The following is an 18,478-nucleotide window of genomic DNA, read 5'->3' as shown; positions in this document are numbered from 1 at the left end:
AATGGCTAATCCGTTTGGATTTTTGAAATACGATCGAAAAGATAATCCGTTTCGTCCTGTTGCTGAACGCATCTTGGACTTTGAAGAATTACAAGTTCCATTGTCAGAAGAAGAACGCCAAAAACAAGCTGCGCGTTGCATGTCTTGTGGGATTCCTTTCTGTCATTCAGGTCAATTTTACGGTGGTGGACGTGCGGTTTCAGGTTGTCCAAACGACAACTTGATTCCGGAATGGAATGACTTGGTTTACAAAGGCGACTATAAGCGTGCATTTGAGCGTCTTTCACGCACTAACCCGTTTCCAGAAATGACTGGACGTGTTTGTCCAGCACCGTGTGAAAAAGGCTGTACAGAAGGTCTTAATGGCTCTGGAGTTACTATCCATGATAATGAACGCTTTATCATTGATACTGCATTTGAAAATGGTTGGGTTGAAGAATCTGGTCGCCCAACTTATCGTACTGGATTTAAAGTTGCTGTTATTGGTTCAGGACCTGCGGGACTTTCAACTGCATGGCGCCTTAACAAACTTGGTCATAGTGTAACAGTATATGAACGTAGTGATCGTTTTGGTGGACTTTTGATGTACGGTATTCCAAATATGAAGTTGGATAAAGAAATTGTTCAACGTCGTATTGATCTTATGGAAAAACTTGGTATCACATTTGTTGCCAATACAGAAGTTGGACGTGATATTACAGCTGATGAATTGTTGAAACAATATGATCGTGTTGTTCTTGCGACTGGTGCAAGTGTTCCTCGTGATTTGGATGTCCCAGGTCGTCATTTATCAGGTGTGCGTTTTGCGGTTGATTTCTTGACTGAAACAACTAAAAATGTTCTTGCATCTGATAATAAAAAACTTGGTCCAATCCTTGAAGGTAAACACGTTCTTGTCATTGGTGGTGGTGATACTGGTAATGACTGTATCGGTACAGCTGTTCGTTTAGGTGCAGCAAGCGTTAAACAGCTTGAAATCACTCCAGAGCCACCCGAAAAACGTTTGCTAACAAATCCTTGGCCACAATACCCAATGATTAAACGTGTTGGTTATGGACAAGAAGAAGCTAACTATGTTCAAGATACTGAATTGACAACTTATGCGACATCAACAACTGAATTTATTGGTGCTGATCGTGGTCAAGTTATTGCTGCTAAGACTATCAAAGTTGGACCTGGATTCAAACCAATCGAAGGTACTGAAGAAACTATTAAAGCAGACCTTGTCTTGCTAGCAATGGGATTCACTGGTGCTGAAAAATCACTTTTTGAACAATTTGGAGTTCAAAGTGTTTACGATGATTATTCAACTAATAATGATCGTGTCTTTGTTGCTGGTGACGCTCGTCGTGGTCCAAGTCTTGTTATTTGGGGAATCCGTGAAGGACGTAAGGCTGCAGAAAAAATCGACCAAGGTCTCCGCATCATGGTTGCTCAATAATTAATTTATTAAGCGTTTAACACATTCTTGTTTTCAATCATAAAAAACTGCCTTTAGGGCAGTTTTTTTATGACTTTTATTTTACGAAATGATGTATCATGAAATATAACGCTTACAATCCTTTATATTATTTGTAATATTAGCTTGCTATACTAGTATTCATAAAGGGAGGAAGATTTTTATGAATTACAAAACAAAAATAGCGTTAGCAACAGCTACTCTTTCAGGAGCTTTGTTGTTTTCACAAGTAAACGCTAAGGCAGATGCCTATACTTTGCAAAGCGGTGATTCATTTTACAGTGTAGCACAAATGTATGGACTTAGTGTCTATGATTTGGCTGCTTTGAATGGTATGTCAATTTATGACACTATTGTTCCTGGGCAAGTGTTGCAGATACCTGATAAAACCCCTATTGATCCATTTGTGACGAATTTGTTAACATCAAGTAGAAATTCGGAGTCTAGTCAGGTTGATTCGCCAGTGTCAAAGTCAGAAGTTCCAACTAATACTTACCCAGTTGGGCAATGTACCTGGGGTGTAAAACAAGTTGCAACTTGGGCAAGTAATTGGTGGGGAAATGCTGGCGATTGGGCAGCTAATGCAGCTTCACAAGGCTATGTGGTTGGGACACAAGCTGAAGTAGGAGCTATTATTTGTTGGACAGATCCTGATAGTTACGGGCATGTGGCCTACGTTACAGCAGTCAATGCTAGTGGGCAAATTCAAGTTTTAGAATCTAATTATGGCAATAAACAATGGATTGATAATTATCGTGGCTGGTTTGATCCAACAAAGAGTAACACTGCTGGAACAGTCAGCTATATCTATCCAGAAAGTTATTAACAAGATAGAATAAGTCTGGAAAAATTCCAGGCTCTTTTATTTCTGTGGATAAGTTGTTGATAAAAAGCTAGTTGATGTGATCAACTAGCTTTTTGATTATTTATCATCTGGTGTAAGAATCATTGGAATAATGATTGGTTCACGTTCAGTTTTTTCGTATAGGAATGGACGAAGCGCGTTAACGATAGCACCGTTAACAGATTGGATACTTGCATCTTTGTTTTTCAAAGCAATGCGGATAGCATTGAAGAGAACACGTTGACTTTCTCGAATAAGGTCACCAGATTCTCGCATGTAGATAAATCCACGACTAAGAATGTCTGGACCTGCCAAAATCATTTGGCTATCAAAGTCAACAGTAGCAACGGCAAGAACAACTCCGTCTTCAGATAAATCACGGCGGTCACGAAGTACGGCAGCACCGATATCTCCGATACCATTACCATCAACATAGATATCCTGGGCGTTAAAGTGTCCAGCACGACGAGCTGAGTTAGCTGTAAGAGCTAGCACATCACCGTTTTCCATGATGAAGATATTGTCTTTTGGCACACCTGTGTCCATCGCTAAACCAGCGTGGATTTTAAGCATACGGTATTCACCGTGAACTGGCATGAAGTATTTTGGTTTCATCAAGCGGAGCATAAGTTTTTGCTCTTGTTGTCCACCGTGACCAGATGTGTGGATATTGTTAACTTTTCCGTGGATAACTTCTACACCAGCTTCTTGGATAGTGTTGATAAGTTTGTTAACACTTGTTGTATTACCAGGAATTGGGCTAGAAGAGAAGATGACAGTATCGCCAGGTTGTAGTGTAACTTGACGGTGTGTACCATTAGCAATACGTGCTAGCGCAGCCATTGATTCACCTTGGCTACCTGTACACATAATCAAGATTTCACTAGCGTGGTAGTCTTTGATTTCGCTTGGTTCGATAAATGTTCCTTTTGGAACTTTGATATAACCAAGTTCAATACCGTTTACAATGGCTTTTTCCATTGAACGTCCGAAGACTACGATTTTACGTCCAGTTTTAACAGCTGCTTCGGCAGCTTGTTGGAGACGGAAGATGTTTGAGGCAAATGACGCAAAGATAATACGTCCATGGATGCCTTCAATAATCTTCATAATAGATTGTCCAACAACTTTTTCTGAGTTTGTAAAGGTTGGAATTTCTGCGTTAGTAGAATCAGATAGCAAACATAGGACGCCATCCTCACCAAGTGCAGCCATGCGGTGGATATCAGCTGGTTCACCAACTGGTGTCCAGTCAAATTTGAAATCCCCTGTGCAGACAATTTTACCTTGTGGTGTGTGGATAACGATTCCTAGAGGTTCTGGAATTGAGTGGGTAGTACGGAAGAATGTAACACTAAGATTCTTAAACGTTAACTCTGTGTTTGCGTTGATTTCGTAAAGTTTAGCGTCACGTAAAAGCCCGTGTTCTTCCAATTTTCCTTTGATGAGTGAAAGAGCAAGTGGTCCAGCGTAAATTGGAATATTAGCTTGCTTCAAAAGGAAAGGAATCCCACCAATGTGGTCTTCGTGCCCGTGAGTAATCACAAGGCCTTTAATACGATCGATATTGTCAACGATATATGAATAGTCTGGAATAACGTAGTCAATACCGAGCAAATCGTCTTCTGGGAATTTGATACCTGCATCTACGATAATAATTTCATCTTGATATTCAATACCGTAAGTGTTTTTACCAATTTCTCCGAGACCACCAATCGCATAAACCCCAACTTCTTCGGGTTTTAAATTGATTTGTGACATATTATAACTCCGTTAATTTAAAGGCACCTGTTTCTTTTTCGTAGGCTAGGTGTTTATCTGAAAGAAGTTCAATAAACTCTACATTGTAAGCTGTTTTTTCTTCAACAAGTTCACGAGTTTTGATACGTCCTTCGAGTTCGTTTGCTGCGTCAATTTCTAAATAAAGTGCTTTAGTTTGTTCGCGGCGTGGGTTACGTTCTTTTGTTTCTTGATAAAAAACTTTGTAAATCATAGTTTTTTCCTTTCTTTATATACCTGTGGTTAATCAAACTACACTAAACACGTCAACTAGCTTGTATCTACTTGACCAGTCATTATTAAATTTTTCCGAGTAATTGATTTAACCTTGATTCGTTGCAATTATTAAAATTATATCATAAAATAAGAAGTATAATCAAGTGAGGGAATTTAAATGATGAAAGTTTTAGCCTTTGATACTTCAAGTAAGGCTTTGTCTGTTGCCATCTTAGATGGTGATAATTTACTAGCCGATGTAACGGTCAATATTAAGAAAAATCACAGTATTAATTTGATGCCTGCGATTGATTTTTTGATGAAAGCTGTAGACTTAAAACCAGCTGATTTGGATAGAATTTCAGTTGCTCAAGGACCTGGTTCATATACCGGTCTTCGTGTGGCAGTTGCGACAGCTAAAACGCTAGCCTACACCCTAGATATTGAATTAGTCGGTGTCTCAAGCCTTTATGCACTTGCTGCAGCAGCTGATTTTGAGGGATTAGTTGTCCCTGTCATTGATGCCCGTCGTAACAATGTTTACGCTGGCTTTTATAAAAATGGTCAATCTGTTAAAGAAGATCAACACATGAATTTTGCTGATGTTCTAGACGTGGTTAAGAATGAGGAGGCAGTTATGTTTGTAGGAGAAGTTGCTAACTTCCACGATCAAATTGCTGAAAGTTTACCACAGGCTAAGGCTATTACAGTGTTACCATCTGCTTATGCTATCGGAAAATACGGTCAAAATTTAGAACCTGTCGAAGTAGATAGTTTTGTTCCTAATTATTTAAAACGTGTTGAAGCAGAGGAAAATTGGCTTAAGACACACAAAGAAAACCCAAGTGCAAACTATGTCAATCGTATCTAACATGAAAGATTTACAAGCATGTGTTGCAGCTGTTTATGAGATACTTTCAGATGTGTATCCAGTATCTCCTTGGACTGAAAATCAGATTTTATCTGACATGCAACAAGAGAATGTTGATTACTTTTTTGTGGAAAAAGATGGGCAAGTAGTCGGTTTTTTAGCGATTCAGCAGTTAGTTGGGGAGCTTGAGATTACAAATATTGCCATTAAAAAAGCTTATCAGGGACATGGATTAGGTAGCCAATTACTGGCTAATCTTGATCATGTTGATTTTCCCATTTTCTTAGAAGTCAGAGCATCAAATGCTTCTGCACAGGCACTATATAAGAAATTTGGTTTTGAAATTATTGCCAAACGTAAGCAATATTATCACGAACCAGTAGAAGATGCGATTATCATGAAGCGCGAAGGTAAATAAGAGGTAATAAATTGATGAAAGATAGATATATTTTAGCCGTGGAGAGTTCTTGTGATGAGACAAGTATTGCGGTTTTAAAAAATGACAGTGAGATTTTAAGTAATGTCATCGCTAGTCAAATCGAAAGTCACAAACGCTTTGGCGGCGTAGTGCCTGAAGTAGCAAGTCGTCACCATGTTGAAGTGATTACAACTTGTTTCAAGGATGCTTTAGATGCAGCTGGAATTGAAGTTAGTGATTTAGATGCTGTTGCTGTGACTTATGGTCCAGGATTGGTCGGTGCTATTTTAGTTGGTATGGCTGCTGCAAAAGCTTTTGCATGGGCTAATAATTTGCCACTGATTCCAGTAAATCACATGGCAGGGCACTTGATGGCTGCGCGTGAAGTTAAAGAACTTCAATATCCATTAATGGCTTTGTTGGTTTCTGGTGGGCATACAGAGCTTGTTTATGTGTCTGAGCCTGGAAACTATAAAATTGTTGGTGAAACACGTGATGACGCTGTTGGTGAGGCTTATGATAAAGTAGGGCGTGTTATGGGATTGACTTATCCAGCGGGACGTGAAATTGATCAGTTGGCTCATAAAGGAAAAGATATTTATGATTTCCCACGTGCTATGATTAAAGAAGATAATCTAGAATTTTCATTCTCAGGTTTGAAGTCTGCCTTTATTAATTTGCATCATAATGCAGCTCAAAAGGGTGAAACTCTTTCAAATGAAGATTTATCAGCCTCATTCCAAGCGGCAGTTTTAGATGTTTTAATGGCTAAAACGAAAAAAGCTTTAGAGAAATATCCTGTCAAAACACTTGTGGTGGCAGGTGGTGTAGCTGCTAACCAAGGATTACGTGGGCGACTAGCTGATGAGATTACTGAAGCAGAAGTTGTTATTCCACCACTTCGCCTATGTGGTGACAATGCTGGGATGGTCTCACTAGCTGCAGCTATCGAATATGATAAAGGACATTTTGCTGGACTTGATTTAAATGCTAAACCAAGTCTTGCCTTTGATACATTGGATTAAATATAAATAAGCTCCTGAAAATTTCAGGGGCTTTTGACTTATTACCAGGTTTAGTAGTTTAATTTTGATATGAGTTTTTCGAGCTGAGCCACTTCATCTGTGGATAAGTTTGATAATCGCAAATCAGATTGTTGCTGTTCATATTCATGAAGTTGTGGATAAATGTCCATGGCTTTTTCTGTTGGGTAAACACGCTTGATTTTTTGATTAACAGAATCTTTCTTTAATTCAAAATAGCCAAGCTTAACAAGTTTTTTGATGGTTCTAAAGGCTGTTGTGCGATCAATTTGGACATTATCAGCTAATTCCCCTAAAAACATACCAGGTTGTTCACAGATACGAATGATATAGATATAAAGGTTATTATTTAAGCCAAATTCTTTAAAGTGATTGTTAGAATCTATTTGAATAGTACGCGTAATGGCACCAATAGTACGAATGATTTTAAACATCTTATCTCCTCGAATAAATTTTATCAAAAAAATATTGCATTTACAATAAAATGTGCTATAATATGAGAAATATTATTGCAAATACAATTAAATAAAAGGGGAGAGTTTATGGAAATCAGAATTTTTGAGCCAAAATTTAATCAGTCAGTAAAAGAGATGATTTTAGATATTCAACAAAATGAATTTCTACTTCCAATCACGCTATCTGATCAACCAGATTTATTAAACATTGAAAGTTCCTATCAAAAGAGTGGTGGACAATTTTGGGTAGCTGTAGATGATAAAGGTGAAAAGGTAATAGGGTGCCTTGGGTTAGTTGCTCTTGCAGAAGGAAATGTTGCTTTAAAGAAAATGTTTGTTGCAAAACCTTATCGAAAATTAGGTTTAGGGAAAAAGTTATTAGAAGAATTTATTACTTATTGTTATGAAAATAGTAAAAAGGCGATATTTCTTGGAACAACATCAGATTTTGAAGCTGCTCAGTATTTTTATCAAAAATCAGGATTTCAGGAAATTGACTCTACAGATTTACCTGTGGATTTTCCAAAATTATCTGTGGATAATCGCTATTATAGTTATTTTCTCAACTAAAAAAGCAGACAAAGTCTGCTTTTTCAGTGATAAAAACTTATTTTTCTATATATTATATTACCAGCTGGCTTTTGTAACCCCTGGGATTTTACCTTCGTGAGCAAGATTGCGGAAATTGATACGACTCATACCAAATTTGCGCATGTAAGCATGTGGACGTCCGTCGATGCGGTCGCGGTTTTTCAAACGATTTGGATTTGAGTCGCGTGGCAATTTGCGAAGGGCTTCGTAATCGCCCTTAGCTTTTAATTCACGACGTAAGTCAGCATATTGCTCGATGAGTTTTAATTGTTTATTATATCTAGCGATTTTTGATTTTTTAGCCATAATATCTCCTTTTTAGTTAACTGGTTAACAAAAATAATTATAGCACTTTTAAAAAGAGAATCAAGAGAAAAAACTTAACTAGTTAAATATTTTTAAAAAAAGTAAAAAGAAACCCAAAATAGGATCTCTTTTTAGTTTATTAATAATGTAAACTTCCAGCAACCCAGCCTGTACATAGAGCAACGGTGATGTTAAAACCACCAGTATGGGCGTTAATATCAAGAACCTCACCTGCAAAATGTAGGCCTGGGACTTGTTTACTTTCAAGAGTTTTAGGATTGATTTCTTTCAAGTCGACGCCCCCTTTGGTTACAAAGGACTTAGCTAGTGACATTTTGCCAGTGACTTTGATTGGCATAGCTTTCAGTTTAGCCACAAGTTCTTGTTCCTGATTTGGTGTCAATTGTTTGACTTTTTCGGGAAATGGCTGAGCGAAAAAGCTTGCTAAGCGCTCAGGAACAAGCATTTTGAGTGTATTCTTAAGAGATTTTTCACGATGTTCCACTAGAAATGAATTAAGTTCTTCTGTGGACATTTTTGGGATAACATCCAGTTTAATGGTTTCTCCACCTTTGATAAAGCTAGACATGCGAAGAGCAGCGGGTCCAGATAGTCCAAAGTGAGTAAAGAGTAAATCGTGTGTGATATGATGTTTTCCATAAGATAGGCTAACATCATCAAGTGAAATCCCTTGAAGTTCTTTATGTGGAAAATCTGTTAATAAAGGACTTTCAGCTGCTTCAAGTTCAGTTAGATTTAATTTAAAGTGACGAGCAATCTCGTAACCAAATCCGGTAGATCCTGTGGATGGATAAGCTTTACCACCAGTTGTGACAATAAGTTTTCCACAAACAAATTCATCTGAAGCTGACTTAATGTGGAAAAGCTCATCGATTTTCTTTACAGAAACAACTTCAGTATTTGTTAAGACTGTACCACCGAGTTCACTGATTTTATGAGTGAGGGCATCAATGATTGTTTTTGATTTATCAGTTTTTGGGAAGACGCGTCCATGGTCTTCAACTTTTAAAGCAACACCATTTTCTTCAAAGAATCGCATGATATCATGGTTGTCAAATTGTGAAAAGACACTATATAGAAAGCGCCCATTGCCAGGAATGCCTTCCATGAGGTCATCGATAGTACCATTATTTGTGACATTACAGCGTCCGCCACCAGTACCAGCTAGTTTCTTTCCGAGTCTTCTATTTTTTTCAATAAGTAGCGTTTTGTAACCATAATAGCTGCTAGAAATGGCAGCCATCATACCGGCAGGTCCACCACCGATGATAATTGTATCGTATTGTTTCATATAATCATTGTAGCATAAAATGTTTCTATCCCGTAGTCAAATGACAGTAGATATTTTTGAAATAAGGAAGTAAGTTTACAGAAAATGACAGAAAGTTGACACGATTGCGAAAAAAAGCCTATCAATTCAGGCTTGAAGCAGTCAATTAACTGGTTAAAAATTGACAATCATTAGTTCATGTGTTATCCTTTTCATAAGTAATTTCAATGTAAAAGAGGATATTATGGCAATCGAGAAAACAGTTAGTGAATTGGCTGAGATTCTGGGTGTTAGCCGTCAAGCGGTTAATAATCGTGTTAAGAATCTGCCGGAAGAAGATGTTGATAAAAATGAAAAGGGTGTTACGGTAGTTAATCGTAGCGGCTTGATTAAACTTGAAGAAATTTATAAAAAAACTATCTTTGAAGATGATCCAATTGATGAAGAAACAAAACAACGTGAACTTTTGGAAATTCTAGTTGATGAAAAAAATACAGAAATCACTCGTCTGTATGAACAACTAAAAGCCAAAGATAAACAATTGGCTTCAAAAGATGAGCAACTTCGTGTTAAAGATGTCCAAATTGGTGAAAAAGACAAGCAATTAGATCAACAACAACAGTTGACACTTGCTGCTATGGAAGATAGCAAACGTCTTCAACTTGAACTTAATGAAGCTAAAGCTGAATTTGAAGAGATTCAAACAAAAACTGAAGAAGCAATTCAAGAACAGGAAGAAGCAGCTGCTCCGAAGGGATTGTTTGCGCGTCTTTTTGGTAAAAAATAAGGAAGTCGGAGGCTGGGACGAAAGTTCCAGCTTTATTTTATAAAAAAGAAGAAATAAGATTAAAGATATAAGGGAGAAATCATGAAAAAGCTATCTGAGTACATTGCTTTTGACTTGGAATTTAATACAGTTGCTGAAATTAGCCATATTATTCAAGTTTCTGCTGTAAAATTTCGAGATGGTGAAGAAGTTGACAACTTTGACACTTATGTTTACACAGATGTGCCTTTGCAATCTTTTATTAATGGTTTAACAGGGATTACATCAGAAAAAATTGCAAATGCTCCAAAATTAGATAAAGTCTTGGCAGATTTTAAAGATTTCGTAGGAGAGACAGCTCTAGTTGGTTATAATGCCTTGAAATCTGACTTGCCACTTTTAGCTGAGAATGATTTAGACTTGACAGAGCTTTACAAGGTTGACTTGTATGATGAAGCTTATGAACGTCGTAGTTCTGATTTGAATGGAATTGCAAATCTTAAGTTGACAAGCGTTGCTGATTTTTTAGGCATCTCTGGACATGGACATAATTCTTTAGAAGATGCTCGAATGACAGCACTCGTCTATGAAAAATTTATGGAATTTGATGAGAACAAGTCTTATCTGAATCAGCAAGAAGAAGAGCATGGCGATAATCCTTTTGCAACTTTGGGTGGCTTTTTTAGCTGATAGCTCTGCTATTTTTCAAAAAAATAAAAAATCATCTAGGGTAACCCCTTGCATGTAACCTTAGGTCATGTCCTATAATGAGGGCAGAAAGGAGGTGAAAGGAATGTCTCAGACTTATAGCACCGGTGATTTGGCAAAGTTGGCTGGTGTTTCAGTTCGTACAGTGCAATATTATGACAAACGCGGTATTTTGGTTCCTTCTCAATTGACAGAAGGTGGTCGTCGAATTTACACTGAGAGTGATTTGGAACGTTTGCGAATGATTTGTTTCTTGCGAGATTTGGATTTTTCAATTGAACAGATTAAACGTCTCTTTGTTGAAGATAATGCTAAGCAGGTTTTAGAGTTATTGCTTGCTGAGCATATTCGTGAGATAAAGCAAGAACTAGCTGACAAGAAAGAGAGGCTTGACACTGCTGTCAACTTGCTTGACAATGTGAAAAGTCAATCTGGCCAGTCATTAGAATTTTTATCAGACATTTCTCTTACCATGAAAAATCAATTATCTTTGAAAAAGGTCCATCGGAAGATGTTTTTCATCTTTTTGCCTTTAATTATCCTTCAAGTGGGAAGCATAGTATGGGCACTTGTGGCAAGGAATTTTTGGATTTATCTGCTTGCTGAAATTATCATAGCTCCCTTTGCCATCTGGTTTGCTAGGAAATACTCTCAAAATGTAGCTTATGTTTGCCCAAATTGTCATCATTGCTTTCAACCAAATTTTCAGACATTTTTCTTTGCAGCGCACACACCTAAGACAAGAAAGCTCACTTGTCCACATTGTCATGAAAAATCTTATTGTTTAGAAGTTGCAAGTAAATAAAAAGCTCGAACCGATTGGTTCGAGCTTTTTTGTCTGGCATTATTAGAATGGTAATTTTCCTGCAAAAGCGCCAAGTGTTTTTTGAGTAGCAGCATCAACTTGAGAAAGAGCATCGTTGATAGCTTGTGTTGTCATGTCTTGAAGTGTTTCAATATCGTCTGGATCAACAATAGCATCCTTAAATGTGATGTTTACCAATTTTTTATCACCTGTAAATTCAGCAACAACAAGTTCTTGGGCTGATTTTCCAGTAAAAGTAGTGCTAGCCAATTCAGCTTGTTTTTTCTCCATTTGTTTTTGGAGTTTTTGAGCTTGGCGCATCATGTTTTGCATGTTCATCATAATAATCTAGATTCCTTTCGTAGCAAGGGGTTGAGCCTTTATTAATTTGGAAATTTATCTTGAAAAAGATATTAATATTATAGCATCTTTCCTATAGAACTTAAAGTTTGGAGTTAGGGTTATGATTATTGTTTTTGGTCTGATAAGAGAGGATTTTACAAAAACTTTACAAAAAACAGGTAATGGATTTGATATTAACTGCTTATAATGACGACTATAAAGATGTTAAAGGAGAAAGCCATGAAAAAATGGAAAATGTTAGCCGGTTTAGCTCTACTTAGTTTGGGAGTAGGTTCAGTCTTATCTGCTTGTGGAAAATCATCTAAAACTGAGTCAGGAATGGGGCAGATTAATGTTGTCTCTCGTGAAGAAGGATCAGGAACACGCGGTGCTTTTGTTGAGCTTTTTGATTTAAAAGGAAAAAATAGTAAAGGCGATACAGTTGATATGACTACATCAAGTGCTATCGTAACAAACTCAACATCGGTCACATTAACGACTGTTGCCGGAGATAAGTCAGCAATTAGCTATGCATCACTAGGTGCTCTTAATGACAGTGTCAAAGTTTTGAATATCGATGGCCAAAAAGCTAGTGTTGAGACAATTAAGGATGGTTCTTATAAGATTTCTCGTCCATTTAATATTGTGACAAAATCAGAAATCAGTAAGTCAGCAAAGGATTTCATGGCTTATATCTTAAGTAGTGATGGTCAAAAGATTGTTAAGGATAATGGCTATATTCCTCTTGAGCAAAAAGAGCCTTATCAAACAAGTGTGACTACTGGAAAAGTAGTGGTTTCTGGATCTAGTTCGGTAACTCCAGTTATGGAAAAATTGAAAGAAGCTTATGGCAAAGTTAATACAGGTGTTAAAGTCGATATTCAACAAAGTGACTCATCAACCGGTATCACTGACACTATTGATGGAACATCGGATATTGGTATGGCTTCTCGTGAATTAGAGGAAGCTGAAAAAGCAAAAGGTGTTTCATCAACTGTTATTGCAATGGATGGCATTGCACTTGTTGTCAATAAGGCTAATGAGGTAGAAAATTTGACCAGCCAACAGGTAAAAGATATCTTTTCTGGCAAAATAACAGACTGGAAAGACTTGACTGATTAAGAGGATGTCATGAATCACAAAAAAGAAAAAATCATGCAGGGGCTATTCTTTTTAACAGCCTGTATTTCAATCGTTTCAGTTTTATTGATATGCATTTTCTTGTTGGCAAATGGACTGCCTGCTATTAAAGAAATTGGCATTAAAAATTTTCTTCTGGGAGAAATTTGGCGCCCATCAAGTAATGAATTTGGCATTTTACCAATGATTGTTGGGTCTCTTTATGTGACGCTGGGAGCTTTAGTCATAGGGGTTCCGATTGGTATCTTTACGGCAGTTTTTATGGCAAAATTTTGTCCACCTGTTCTTTATAAGCTTTTGAAGTCAGCTATTAATTTAATGGCAGGAATTCCGTCGGTTGTTTATGGTTTCTTTGGTTTAGTTGTCCTTGTCCCCTTTGTGCGTAATTACATTGGTGGCTATGGTATGGGGGTACTAACGGCATCGATTCTTTTGGGAATAATGATTTTGCCAACTATAGTTAGTGTGTCGGAGTCAGCCATTCGTGCGGTGCCCAACTCTTATTATGAGGGAGGATTAGCTCTGGGAGCTTCTCATGAAAGAAGTATATTTTTTGTGGTACTTCCTGCTGCCAAACGCGGCATCTTGGCGTCCGTTATTCTCGGACTTGGTCGCGCTGTTGGAGAGACTATGGCTGTTATTATGGTAGCAGGTAATCAGGCGATTTTACCAAGCTCATTAACCTCAGGGGTTCGAACACTAACAACAAATATTGTTATGGAAATGGGGTATTCATCAGGACTTCATAGGCAAGCTTTGATTGGAACGGCTGTTATTTTGTTTCTGTTTGTCTTGATTGTTAACATTGCTTTTTCATTATTACGGAAAGAGGATTAGTATGAAAAATATTAATCAGAGAAATATCAAACAAAAGATTGACTCTCGTAAAAAAGATCCTCTGTCGATGATTTTATTTTGCGTGGTGTATTTGGCAGCCTTCTTAAGTTTTTTAGTTATCACTTTTATTGTCATTTATATTCTAGTTAAGGGGGCACCTCATCTTAGTAAGGGCTTATTTGCTTTAACTTATACGACAGAAAATGTTTCTCTATTACCAGCTTTGATTAATACCTTGTCGATAACGCTATTGACCCTTTTGATTGCTGTTCCGATTGGAATTGGTGCTTCTATTTACCTAACGGAATACGCTAGAAGGGATAATCCATTAGTTTCAATTATTAGGATTGCTACCGAAACACTTTCAGGAATTCCATCGATTATTTATGGTTTGTTTGGGGCACTTTTCTTTGTTAAGTATGCGCATTTTGGTCTTTCTTTGTTATCAGGTGGTATTACGTTAAGTATTATGATTCTTCCCCTAATCATGCGTACAACGGAAGAAGCTTTACTATCTGTTCCTGATGGGTACCGAGAAGGAGCCTTTGCTTTAGGTGCTGGAAAATTACGGACAATTTTTAGAATAGTTTTACCAAGTGCAATACCGGGTATTTTCTCAGGGGTTATTTTAGCAATTGGCCGTATTATCGGAGAATCTGCGGCTCTTATTTTTACAGCTGGAACTGTTGCGGAAGTAACAAGAAGTGTCTTTAGTTCCTCTAGAACTTTAGCAGTTCATATGTATGCGATATCTGGTGAGGGCTTATATCTTAATCAGACTTATGCAACAGCAGTAGTTCTCTTGGTATTAGTCATTGGTATTAATGTTTTATCTGGTTTTGTGGCTAGATGTCTAGGAAGTGAGATGAGTGATGAGTAAGTTAATTGTTGATAATTTAGATTTATATTATGGTGATTTTCACGCGTTAAAATCGATTGATTTAGAAATTCCAGCAAATGGAATCACAGCTTTTATTGGGCCGTCAGGGTGTGGAAAATCCACCTTGTTAAAAAGTTTGAATCGCATGAATGATTTGGTTAAAGATTGTCGTATCACTGGGAAAGTGATTCTAGATGATGAAGACATTTATCAAGATATTGATATCAACAGATTACGTAAAAAAGTTGGTATGGTATTTCAAAAGCCAAATCCATTTCCAATGAGCATTTACGACAATATTGCCTTTGGACCGAGAACACATGGGATTCACGCGAAGGCTCAACTAGATGAAATTGTTGAACGTTCTTTAAAACAAGCAGCACTTTGGGATGAGGTCAAAGATCGTTTGACGAAATCGGCTATGGGTTTATCGGGTGGTCAACAACAACGTCTCTGCATTGCGCGTGCTTTAGCTATTGAGCCAGAAGTTTTATTGATGGATGAACCAACTAGTGCATTGGATCCTATATCAACGTCAAAAATCGAAGATTTGGTGATTGCTTTAAAAGAAAAATATAGCATTGTCATGGTAACTCATAATATGCAACAAGCAGTGAGAATTTCAGATAAGACAGCTTTCTTTCTCATGGGGGAGTTGGTTGAGTGTAATCAAACAAGCCAGCTCTTTTCACTGCCGCAAGATGAAAGAACAGAAAATTATATTACAGGGAGATTTGGATGATTCGGTCAACATTTGAAAATCAGCTGCAAGAGCTAACGAAAAATGTCATCCTGATGGGAGCCTTGTGTGAGGATGTCATTTCAAAATCAGTTCAATTTTTGAAGAAAGATGATTCATATTTAGTTAATAATGTGGTTAAAACCTACCAGAAAATTGAACGGCTTGAGCGTGATATTGAGGAGCAGTGTTTGAAATTACTCTTATGTCAACAGCCTGTTGCTAAAGATTTAAGGCGAGTTTCAGCAGCATTGAAGATGGTTTATGACATGAAACGTATTGGAGCGCAAGCTGCAGAAATTGGTGAAATTGTGAATCAAGGTCACATTCAACCTGGACCAGAGTTAGAGTATTTGCAAAAAATGGTCGGCCATGTTGTAGGTATGGTAACAACCAGTATTGATGCCTTTGTATACGACAATGAAGAGATGGCAAATCAGGTTGTTCGTTACGACAATACAGTTGACCAAGATTTTGATACAATAAAGGTAAATTTGATGACATATTTTTCAGGCAAAGATGTTGATGGCGAGCATGCTATTGATGTCTTGATGGTAGCTAAATACATTGAACGTATCGGTGACCATACGGTTAATATTGCCAAATGGGTGATTTTTTCCATTACTGGGCAATTAGATGGAGATGACATATGATTTACTGTGTTGAAGACGATGATGATATCCGTGAATTGATGCTCTATACTTTAAAAACAGCTGGTTTTGAAGCTCTTGGCTTTCCAAACGCTGATGACTTTTGGCAAGCCGTGTCTAGTCAAAAGCCTGATTTGGTTTTATTAGATATTATGTTGCCTGGAAGTGATGGTTTAGCCATTTTAGAAAAGCTAGAAGGGACACCTATGACTGCAGATATTCCAGTCATTATGGCAACAGCCAAAGGAACGGAATACGACAAGGTAAAAGGGCTAGATATGGGAGCCGATGATTACCTTGTCAAGCCTTTTGGCATGATGGAGATGATTTCACGAATTAAGGCTGTTTTGCGTCGAAGTCAAAAAGCACCTGCTCCTAAGCAACTACAGCTTGGAAATTTATCACTAGATGTGGAAAATTATATTGTTAAAAAAGATAATCAAGTGATTCATTTAACTCTGAAAGAGTTTGAACTTCTTGCTCTTTTGCTGAAAAATCCCAATCGTGTATTTACCAGACAAGATCTACTTAAACAAGTCTGGGGAGATGATTTTTTAGGTGAAACGAGAACTGTGGATGTCCATATTGGAACGCTTCGAACAAAACTTGGTGATGCTAGCCATTATATTCAAACGATTCGTGGTGTCGGTTATCGCCTGGAGGATGACAATGGTTAAGAAGATTTTTCGTTCGACGCTTATGGTAACTTTGGGAATTCTCTTTTTAGCAATTATGCTGATTATGGGGGTTCTCTATAGCTATTTTGCCCAAGTACAAAAAGAACAACTTCAGACAGAGACGTCCTTAGTTGCCCAAGGGGTTAATCTTGAGGGAAAAAGCTATTTTAATCACCTTAAGGTATCAGGAGTTCGAATGACTTGGATTGACCATAAAGGAGATGTTCTTTATGATAGTCAGTCTAATGCAAAGAAGATGGATAATCATGCCAATCGGAAAGAATTCAAGGAAGCCTTGGCTGAAGGTTATGGAGAAAGCACGCGCTATTCATCTACTTTAACAACTAAGTCCTTGTATTTAGCACAGCGTCTTGATGACGGAACGGTTATCCGATTATCAGTGACACAGCACAGCTTATTATTACTGTATATTCGCATGTTTCAACCATTTGCCTTGATTATCATATTAGCTATTGCTTTATCAATCTGGGTTGCGCGATATACTGCCAAACGTATTGTGGCTCCTCTAAATGATTTAGATTTAGATCAGCCACTGCAAAATGAAGCTTATGATGAAATTTCTCCTTTGTTAAGACGAATTGCTCATCATCAAAAAGCATTGAGTAAGCAAGAAGCCTTGTTAAACCAGAAAAAAGAAGAATTTGATACCATCATTTCAAAAATTAAAGAAGGTATTATTTTGTTGGATGCTAAGTGTCAGGTGATTAGTATTAATGACGCGGCGCAACAACTTTTTCAGACAGATCAAACTTGTCTTGGAAAAGACATCTTACAAATTACGAGAGACTTGTCGTTTCATAAATGGTTAAAATCAGGTCTAGCTGGTCAAAAACAAGAGGGAATCATTCAGTTTGATAAGGAGAGTTATAAAGTTCTGATTCGCCCGATTTTATTTGATGGTCATGTGACAGGTTTGGTCATTCTTTTATTTGATGTGACAGAACAATTACAAATTGAACAGCTGCGTCATGAATTTACGGCTAATGTCTCACATGAATTAAAGACACCTTTACATGTTATCTCGGGATACTCAGAGATGCTGGTTAATGGAATGGTTTCAAGTGAGGATGCTCCTTATTTTGCAGGCAAAATTTACAAAGAATCTAAGCGCATGGTTCAACTAGTTGAAGATATTATCAATCTTTCACATTTGGATGAGACTGATCAGGTACCTATGGAAACATTGGACATCTATGCAATTGCTAAAAATGTTCTTGATAGTTTGGCTACCAAAGCTAGTCAGAGACAGATCCATTTACACTTAACAGGTCAGCCAACCATGATGCTAGGAAATCCTGCTTTGATTCACTCAGTTTTGTACAATCTCTGCGATAATGCCATTACTTATAACCGTGATAAAGGAAGCGTCGAAGTTACAATAACATCGGATGAAAAATACGTTTTCTTAGCTATTAAGGATACTGGTCTTGGCATTCCAAAAGAAGAACAAGAACGGATTTTTGAACGCTTCTATCGTGTTGATAAAAGTCGCTCAAGAAAAGTTGGTGGAACTGGTCTTGGTTTGTCTATTGTCAAACATGCTTTAAAACTTCATGAGGCTACTATCCAAGTCAGAAGTCAGGAAAATATTGGAACACAGATGTTACTAACATTTCATAAATAAAAAAGGTTGAACCCTG

At 37.4% G+C, this 18,478-nt stretch carries 22 protein-coding genes; 16 read left to right on the top strand and 6 right to left on the bottom strand.

Annotation, left to right across the window (positions count from 1 at the left end; genetic code table 11):
* Position 1 precedes the first annotated feature (1 nt).
* Both JG537_RS02795 and JG537_RS02790 read left to right on the top strand, forming a co-directional pair.
* Positions 2-1,441, top strand: coding sequence for a glutamate synthase subunit beta (locus JG537_RS02795; protein ID WP_199543370.1), 1,440 nt, complete (start codon positions 2-4; stop codon positions 1,439-1,441).
* Between the two features lie 181 nt (positions 1,442-1,622).
* Entirely contained in the window at positions 1,623-2,285 is a 663-nt protein-coding gene (locus tag JG537_RS02790) for a CHAP domain-containing protein (RefSeq protein WP_199543367.1), read from the top strand.
* Between the two features lie 96 nt (positions 2,286-2,381).
* Here the strand turns inward: JG537_RS02790 and rnjA are convergent, their stop codons facing one another.
* Both rnjA and JG537_RS02780 read right to left on the bottom strand, forming a co-directional pair.
* A complete protein-coding gene (gene rnjA, locus JG537_RS02785; protein ID WP_132868915.1) occupies positions 2,382-4,064 on the bottom strand; it encodes a ribonuclease J1 in 1,683 nt (560 codons plus the stop codon).
* Between the two features lies 1 nt (position 4,065).
* Entirely contained in the window at positions 4,066-4,296 is a 231-nt protein-coding gene (locus JG537_RS02780; RefSeq protein WP_132868916.1) for a DNA-dependent RNA polymerase subunit epsilon, read from the bottom strand.
* Positions 4,297-4,476: 180 nt separating this feature from the next.
* Between JG537_RS02780 and tsaB the strand changes: the two genes are divergently transcribed.
* Genes tsaB through tsaD form a run of 3 tightly spaced genes read left to right on the top strand, consistent with a single transcriptional unit; the run spans position 4,477 to position 6,612 of the window.
* On the top strand, positions 4,477-5,169 hold the full coding sequence (gene tsaB / locus JG537_RS02775; protein WP_199543356.1) for a tRNA (adenosine(37)-N6)-threonylcarbamoyltransferase complex dimerization subunit type 1 TsaB: 693 nt from the start codon (positions 4,477-4,479) through the stop codon (positions 5,167-5,169).
* Between the two features lies 1 nt (position 5,170).
* Entirely contained in the window at positions 5,171-5,587 is a 417-nt protein-coding gene (gene rimI / locus JG537_RS02770) for a ribosomal protein S18-alanine N-acetyltransferase (protein ID WP_286784041.1), read from the top strand.
* Between the two features lie 14 nt (positions 5,588-5,601).
* On the top strand, positions 5,602-6,612 hold the full coding sequence (tsaD, locus tag JG537_RS02765; RefSeq protein WP_199543340.1) for a tRNA (adenosine(37)-N6)-threonylcarbamoyltransferase complex transferase subunit TsaD: 1,011 nt from the start codon (positions 5,602-5,604) through the stop codon (positions 6,610-6,612).
* 50 nt (positions 6,613-6,662) lie between these two features.
* Here tsaD and JG537_RS02760 read toward each other — a convergent pair whose 3' ends face one another.
* Positions 6,663-7,064 carry a MarR family winged helix-turn-helix transcriptional regulator gene (locus JG537_RS02760; protein WP_199543327.1) on the bottom strand — a complete coding sequence of 134 codons (402 nt, stop codon included), beginning with the start codon at positions 7,062-7,064 and terminating at the stop codon, positions 6,663-6,665.
* Between the two features lie 108 nt (positions 7,065-7,172).
* Between JG537_RS02760 and JG537_RS02755 the strand changes: the two genes are divergently transcribed.
* Positions 7,173-7,655 carry a GNAT family N-acetyltransferase gene (locus JG537_RS02755; protein WP_199543325.1) on the top strand — a complete coding sequence of 161 codons (483 nt, stop codon included), beginning with the start codon at positions 7,173-7,175 and terminating at the stop codon, positions 7,653-7,655.
* 57 nt (positions 7,656-7,712) lie between these two features.
* Here JG537_RS02755 and rpsN read toward each other — a convergent pair whose 3' ends face one another.
* Entirely contained in the window at positions 7,713-7,982 is a 270-nt protein-coding gene (rpsN, locus tag JG537_RS02750) for a 30S ribosomal protein S14 (protein WP_024343539.1), read from the bottom strand.
* Positions 7,983-8,121: 139 nt separating this feature from the next.
* A complete protein-coding gene (aao, locus tag JG537_RS02745; RefSeq protein WP_132870014.1) occupies positions 8,122-9,294 on the bottom strand; it encodes an aminoacetone oxidase in 1,173 nt (390 codons plus the stop codon).
* A 223-nt stretch (positions 9,295-9,517) separates the two neighbouring features.
* Between aao and JG537_RS02740 the strand changes: the two genes are divergently transcribed.
* The 3 genes from JG537_RS02740 to JG537_RS02730 all read left to right on the top strand — a co-directional run bounded on the left by JG537_RS02740 (position 9,518) and on the right by JG537_RS02730 (position 11,552).
* Positions 9,518-10,060, top strand: a complete 543-nt coding sequence (locus JG537_RS02740) for a DUF536 domain-containing protein (protein ID WP_199543323.1) — start codon at positions 9,518-9,520, stop codon at positions 10,058-10,060.
* 81 nt (positions 10,061-10,141) lie between these two features.
* Positions 10,142-10,729, top strand: coding sequence for a 3'-5' exonuclease (locus tag JG537_RS02735; protein WP_199543321.1), 588 nt, complete (start codon positions 10,142-10,144; stop codon positions 10,727-10,729).
* 103 nt (positions 10,730-10,832) lie between these two features.
* Positions 10,833-11,552 (top strand): MerR family transcriptional regulator, encoded by a 720-nt coding sequence (locus JG537_RS02730; protein ID WP_199543319.1) that lies wholly within the window; start codon positions 10,833-10,835, stop codon positions 11,550-11,552.
* 42 nt (positions 11,553-11,594) lie between these two features.
* Here the strand turns inward: JG537_RS02730 and JG537_RS02725 are convergent, their stop codons facing one another.
* Positions 11,595-11,894 carry a YbaB/EbfC family nucleoid-associated protein gene (locus JG537_RS02725; protein ID WP_074564436.1) on the bottom strand — a complete coding sequence of 100 codons (300 nt, stop codon included), beginning with the start codon at positions 11,892-11,894 and terminating at the stop codon, positions 11,595-11,597.
* A 240-nt stretch (positions 11,895-12,134) separates the two neighbouring features.
* Between JG537_RS02725 and JG537_RS02720 the strand changes: the two genes are divergently transcribed.
* From JG537_RS02720 to JG537_RS02690, 7 genes are read left to right on the top strand one after another with little or no spacing between them, the layout of a single operon-like run.
* On the top strand, positions 12,135-13,016 hold the full coding sequence (locus JG537_RS02720; protein WP_199543317.1) for a substrate-binding domain-containing protein: 882 nt from the start codon (positions 12,135-12,137) through the stop codon (positions 13,014-13,016).
* A gap of 9 nt (positions 13,017-13,025) precedes the next feature.
* Positions 13,026-13,871 carry a phosphate ABC transporter permease subunit PstC gene (gene pstC, locus JG537_RS02715; protein ID WP_199543302.1) on the top strand — a complete coding sequence of 282 codons (846 nt, stop codon included), beginning with the start codon at positions 13,026-13,028 and terminating at the stop codon, positions 13,869-13,871.
* 1 nt (position 13,872) lies between these two features.
* Positions 13,873-14,751, top strand: a complete 879-nt coding sequence (gene pstA / locus JG537_RS02710; RefSeq protein ID WP_199543298.1) for a phosphate ABC transporter permease PstA — start codon at positions 13,873-13,875, stop codon at positions 14,749-14,751.
* Positions 14,744-15,493, top strand: coding sequence for a phosphate ABC transporter ATP-binding protein PstB (pstB, locus tag JG537_RS02705; RefSeq protein WP_199543295.1), 750 nt, complete (start codon positions 14,744-14,746; stop codon positions 15,491-15,493). Before pstA ends, pstB begins: the two co-directional genes overlap by 8 nt.
* On the top strand, positions 15,490-16,143 hold the full coding sequence (phoU, locus tag JG537_RS02700) for a phosphate signaling complex protein PhoU (RefSeq protein ID WP_199543291.1): 654 nt from the start codon (positions 15,490-15,492) through the stop codon (positions 16,141-16,143). Before pstB ends, phoU begins: the two co-directional genes overlap by 4 nt.
* The gene (locus tag JG537_RS02695) at positions 16,140-16,817 is read left to right on the top strand and encodes a winged helix-turn-helix domain-containing protein (protein WP_199543288.1); all 678 of its coding nucleotides are present in this window, start codon (positions 16,140-16,142) and stop codon (positions 16,815-16,817) included. The genes phoU and JG537_RS02695 overlap by 4 nt, the downstream gene beginning before the upstream one ends.
* Positions 16,810-18,462: an ATP-binding protein gene (locus tag JG537_RS02690; protein WP_199543285.1), complete on the top strand. Its 1,653-nt coding sequence runs from the start codon at positions 16,810-16,812 to the stop codon at positions 18,460-18,462. The genes JG537_RS02695 and JG537_RS02690 overlap by 8 nt, the downstream gene beginning before the upstream one ends.
* The last annotated feature ends 16 nt before the right edge of the window (positions 18,463-18,478 follow it).

This window comes from Streptococcus vicugnae, from assembly GCF_016461705.1.
Taxonomy (GTDB): Bacteria; Bacillota; Bacilli; order Lactobacillales; family Streptococcaceae; genus Streptococcus; species Streptococcus vicugnae.
Note: the sequence above shows the minus strand (reverse complement) of the source record. Positions and strands in the feature narration are given on the sequence as shown.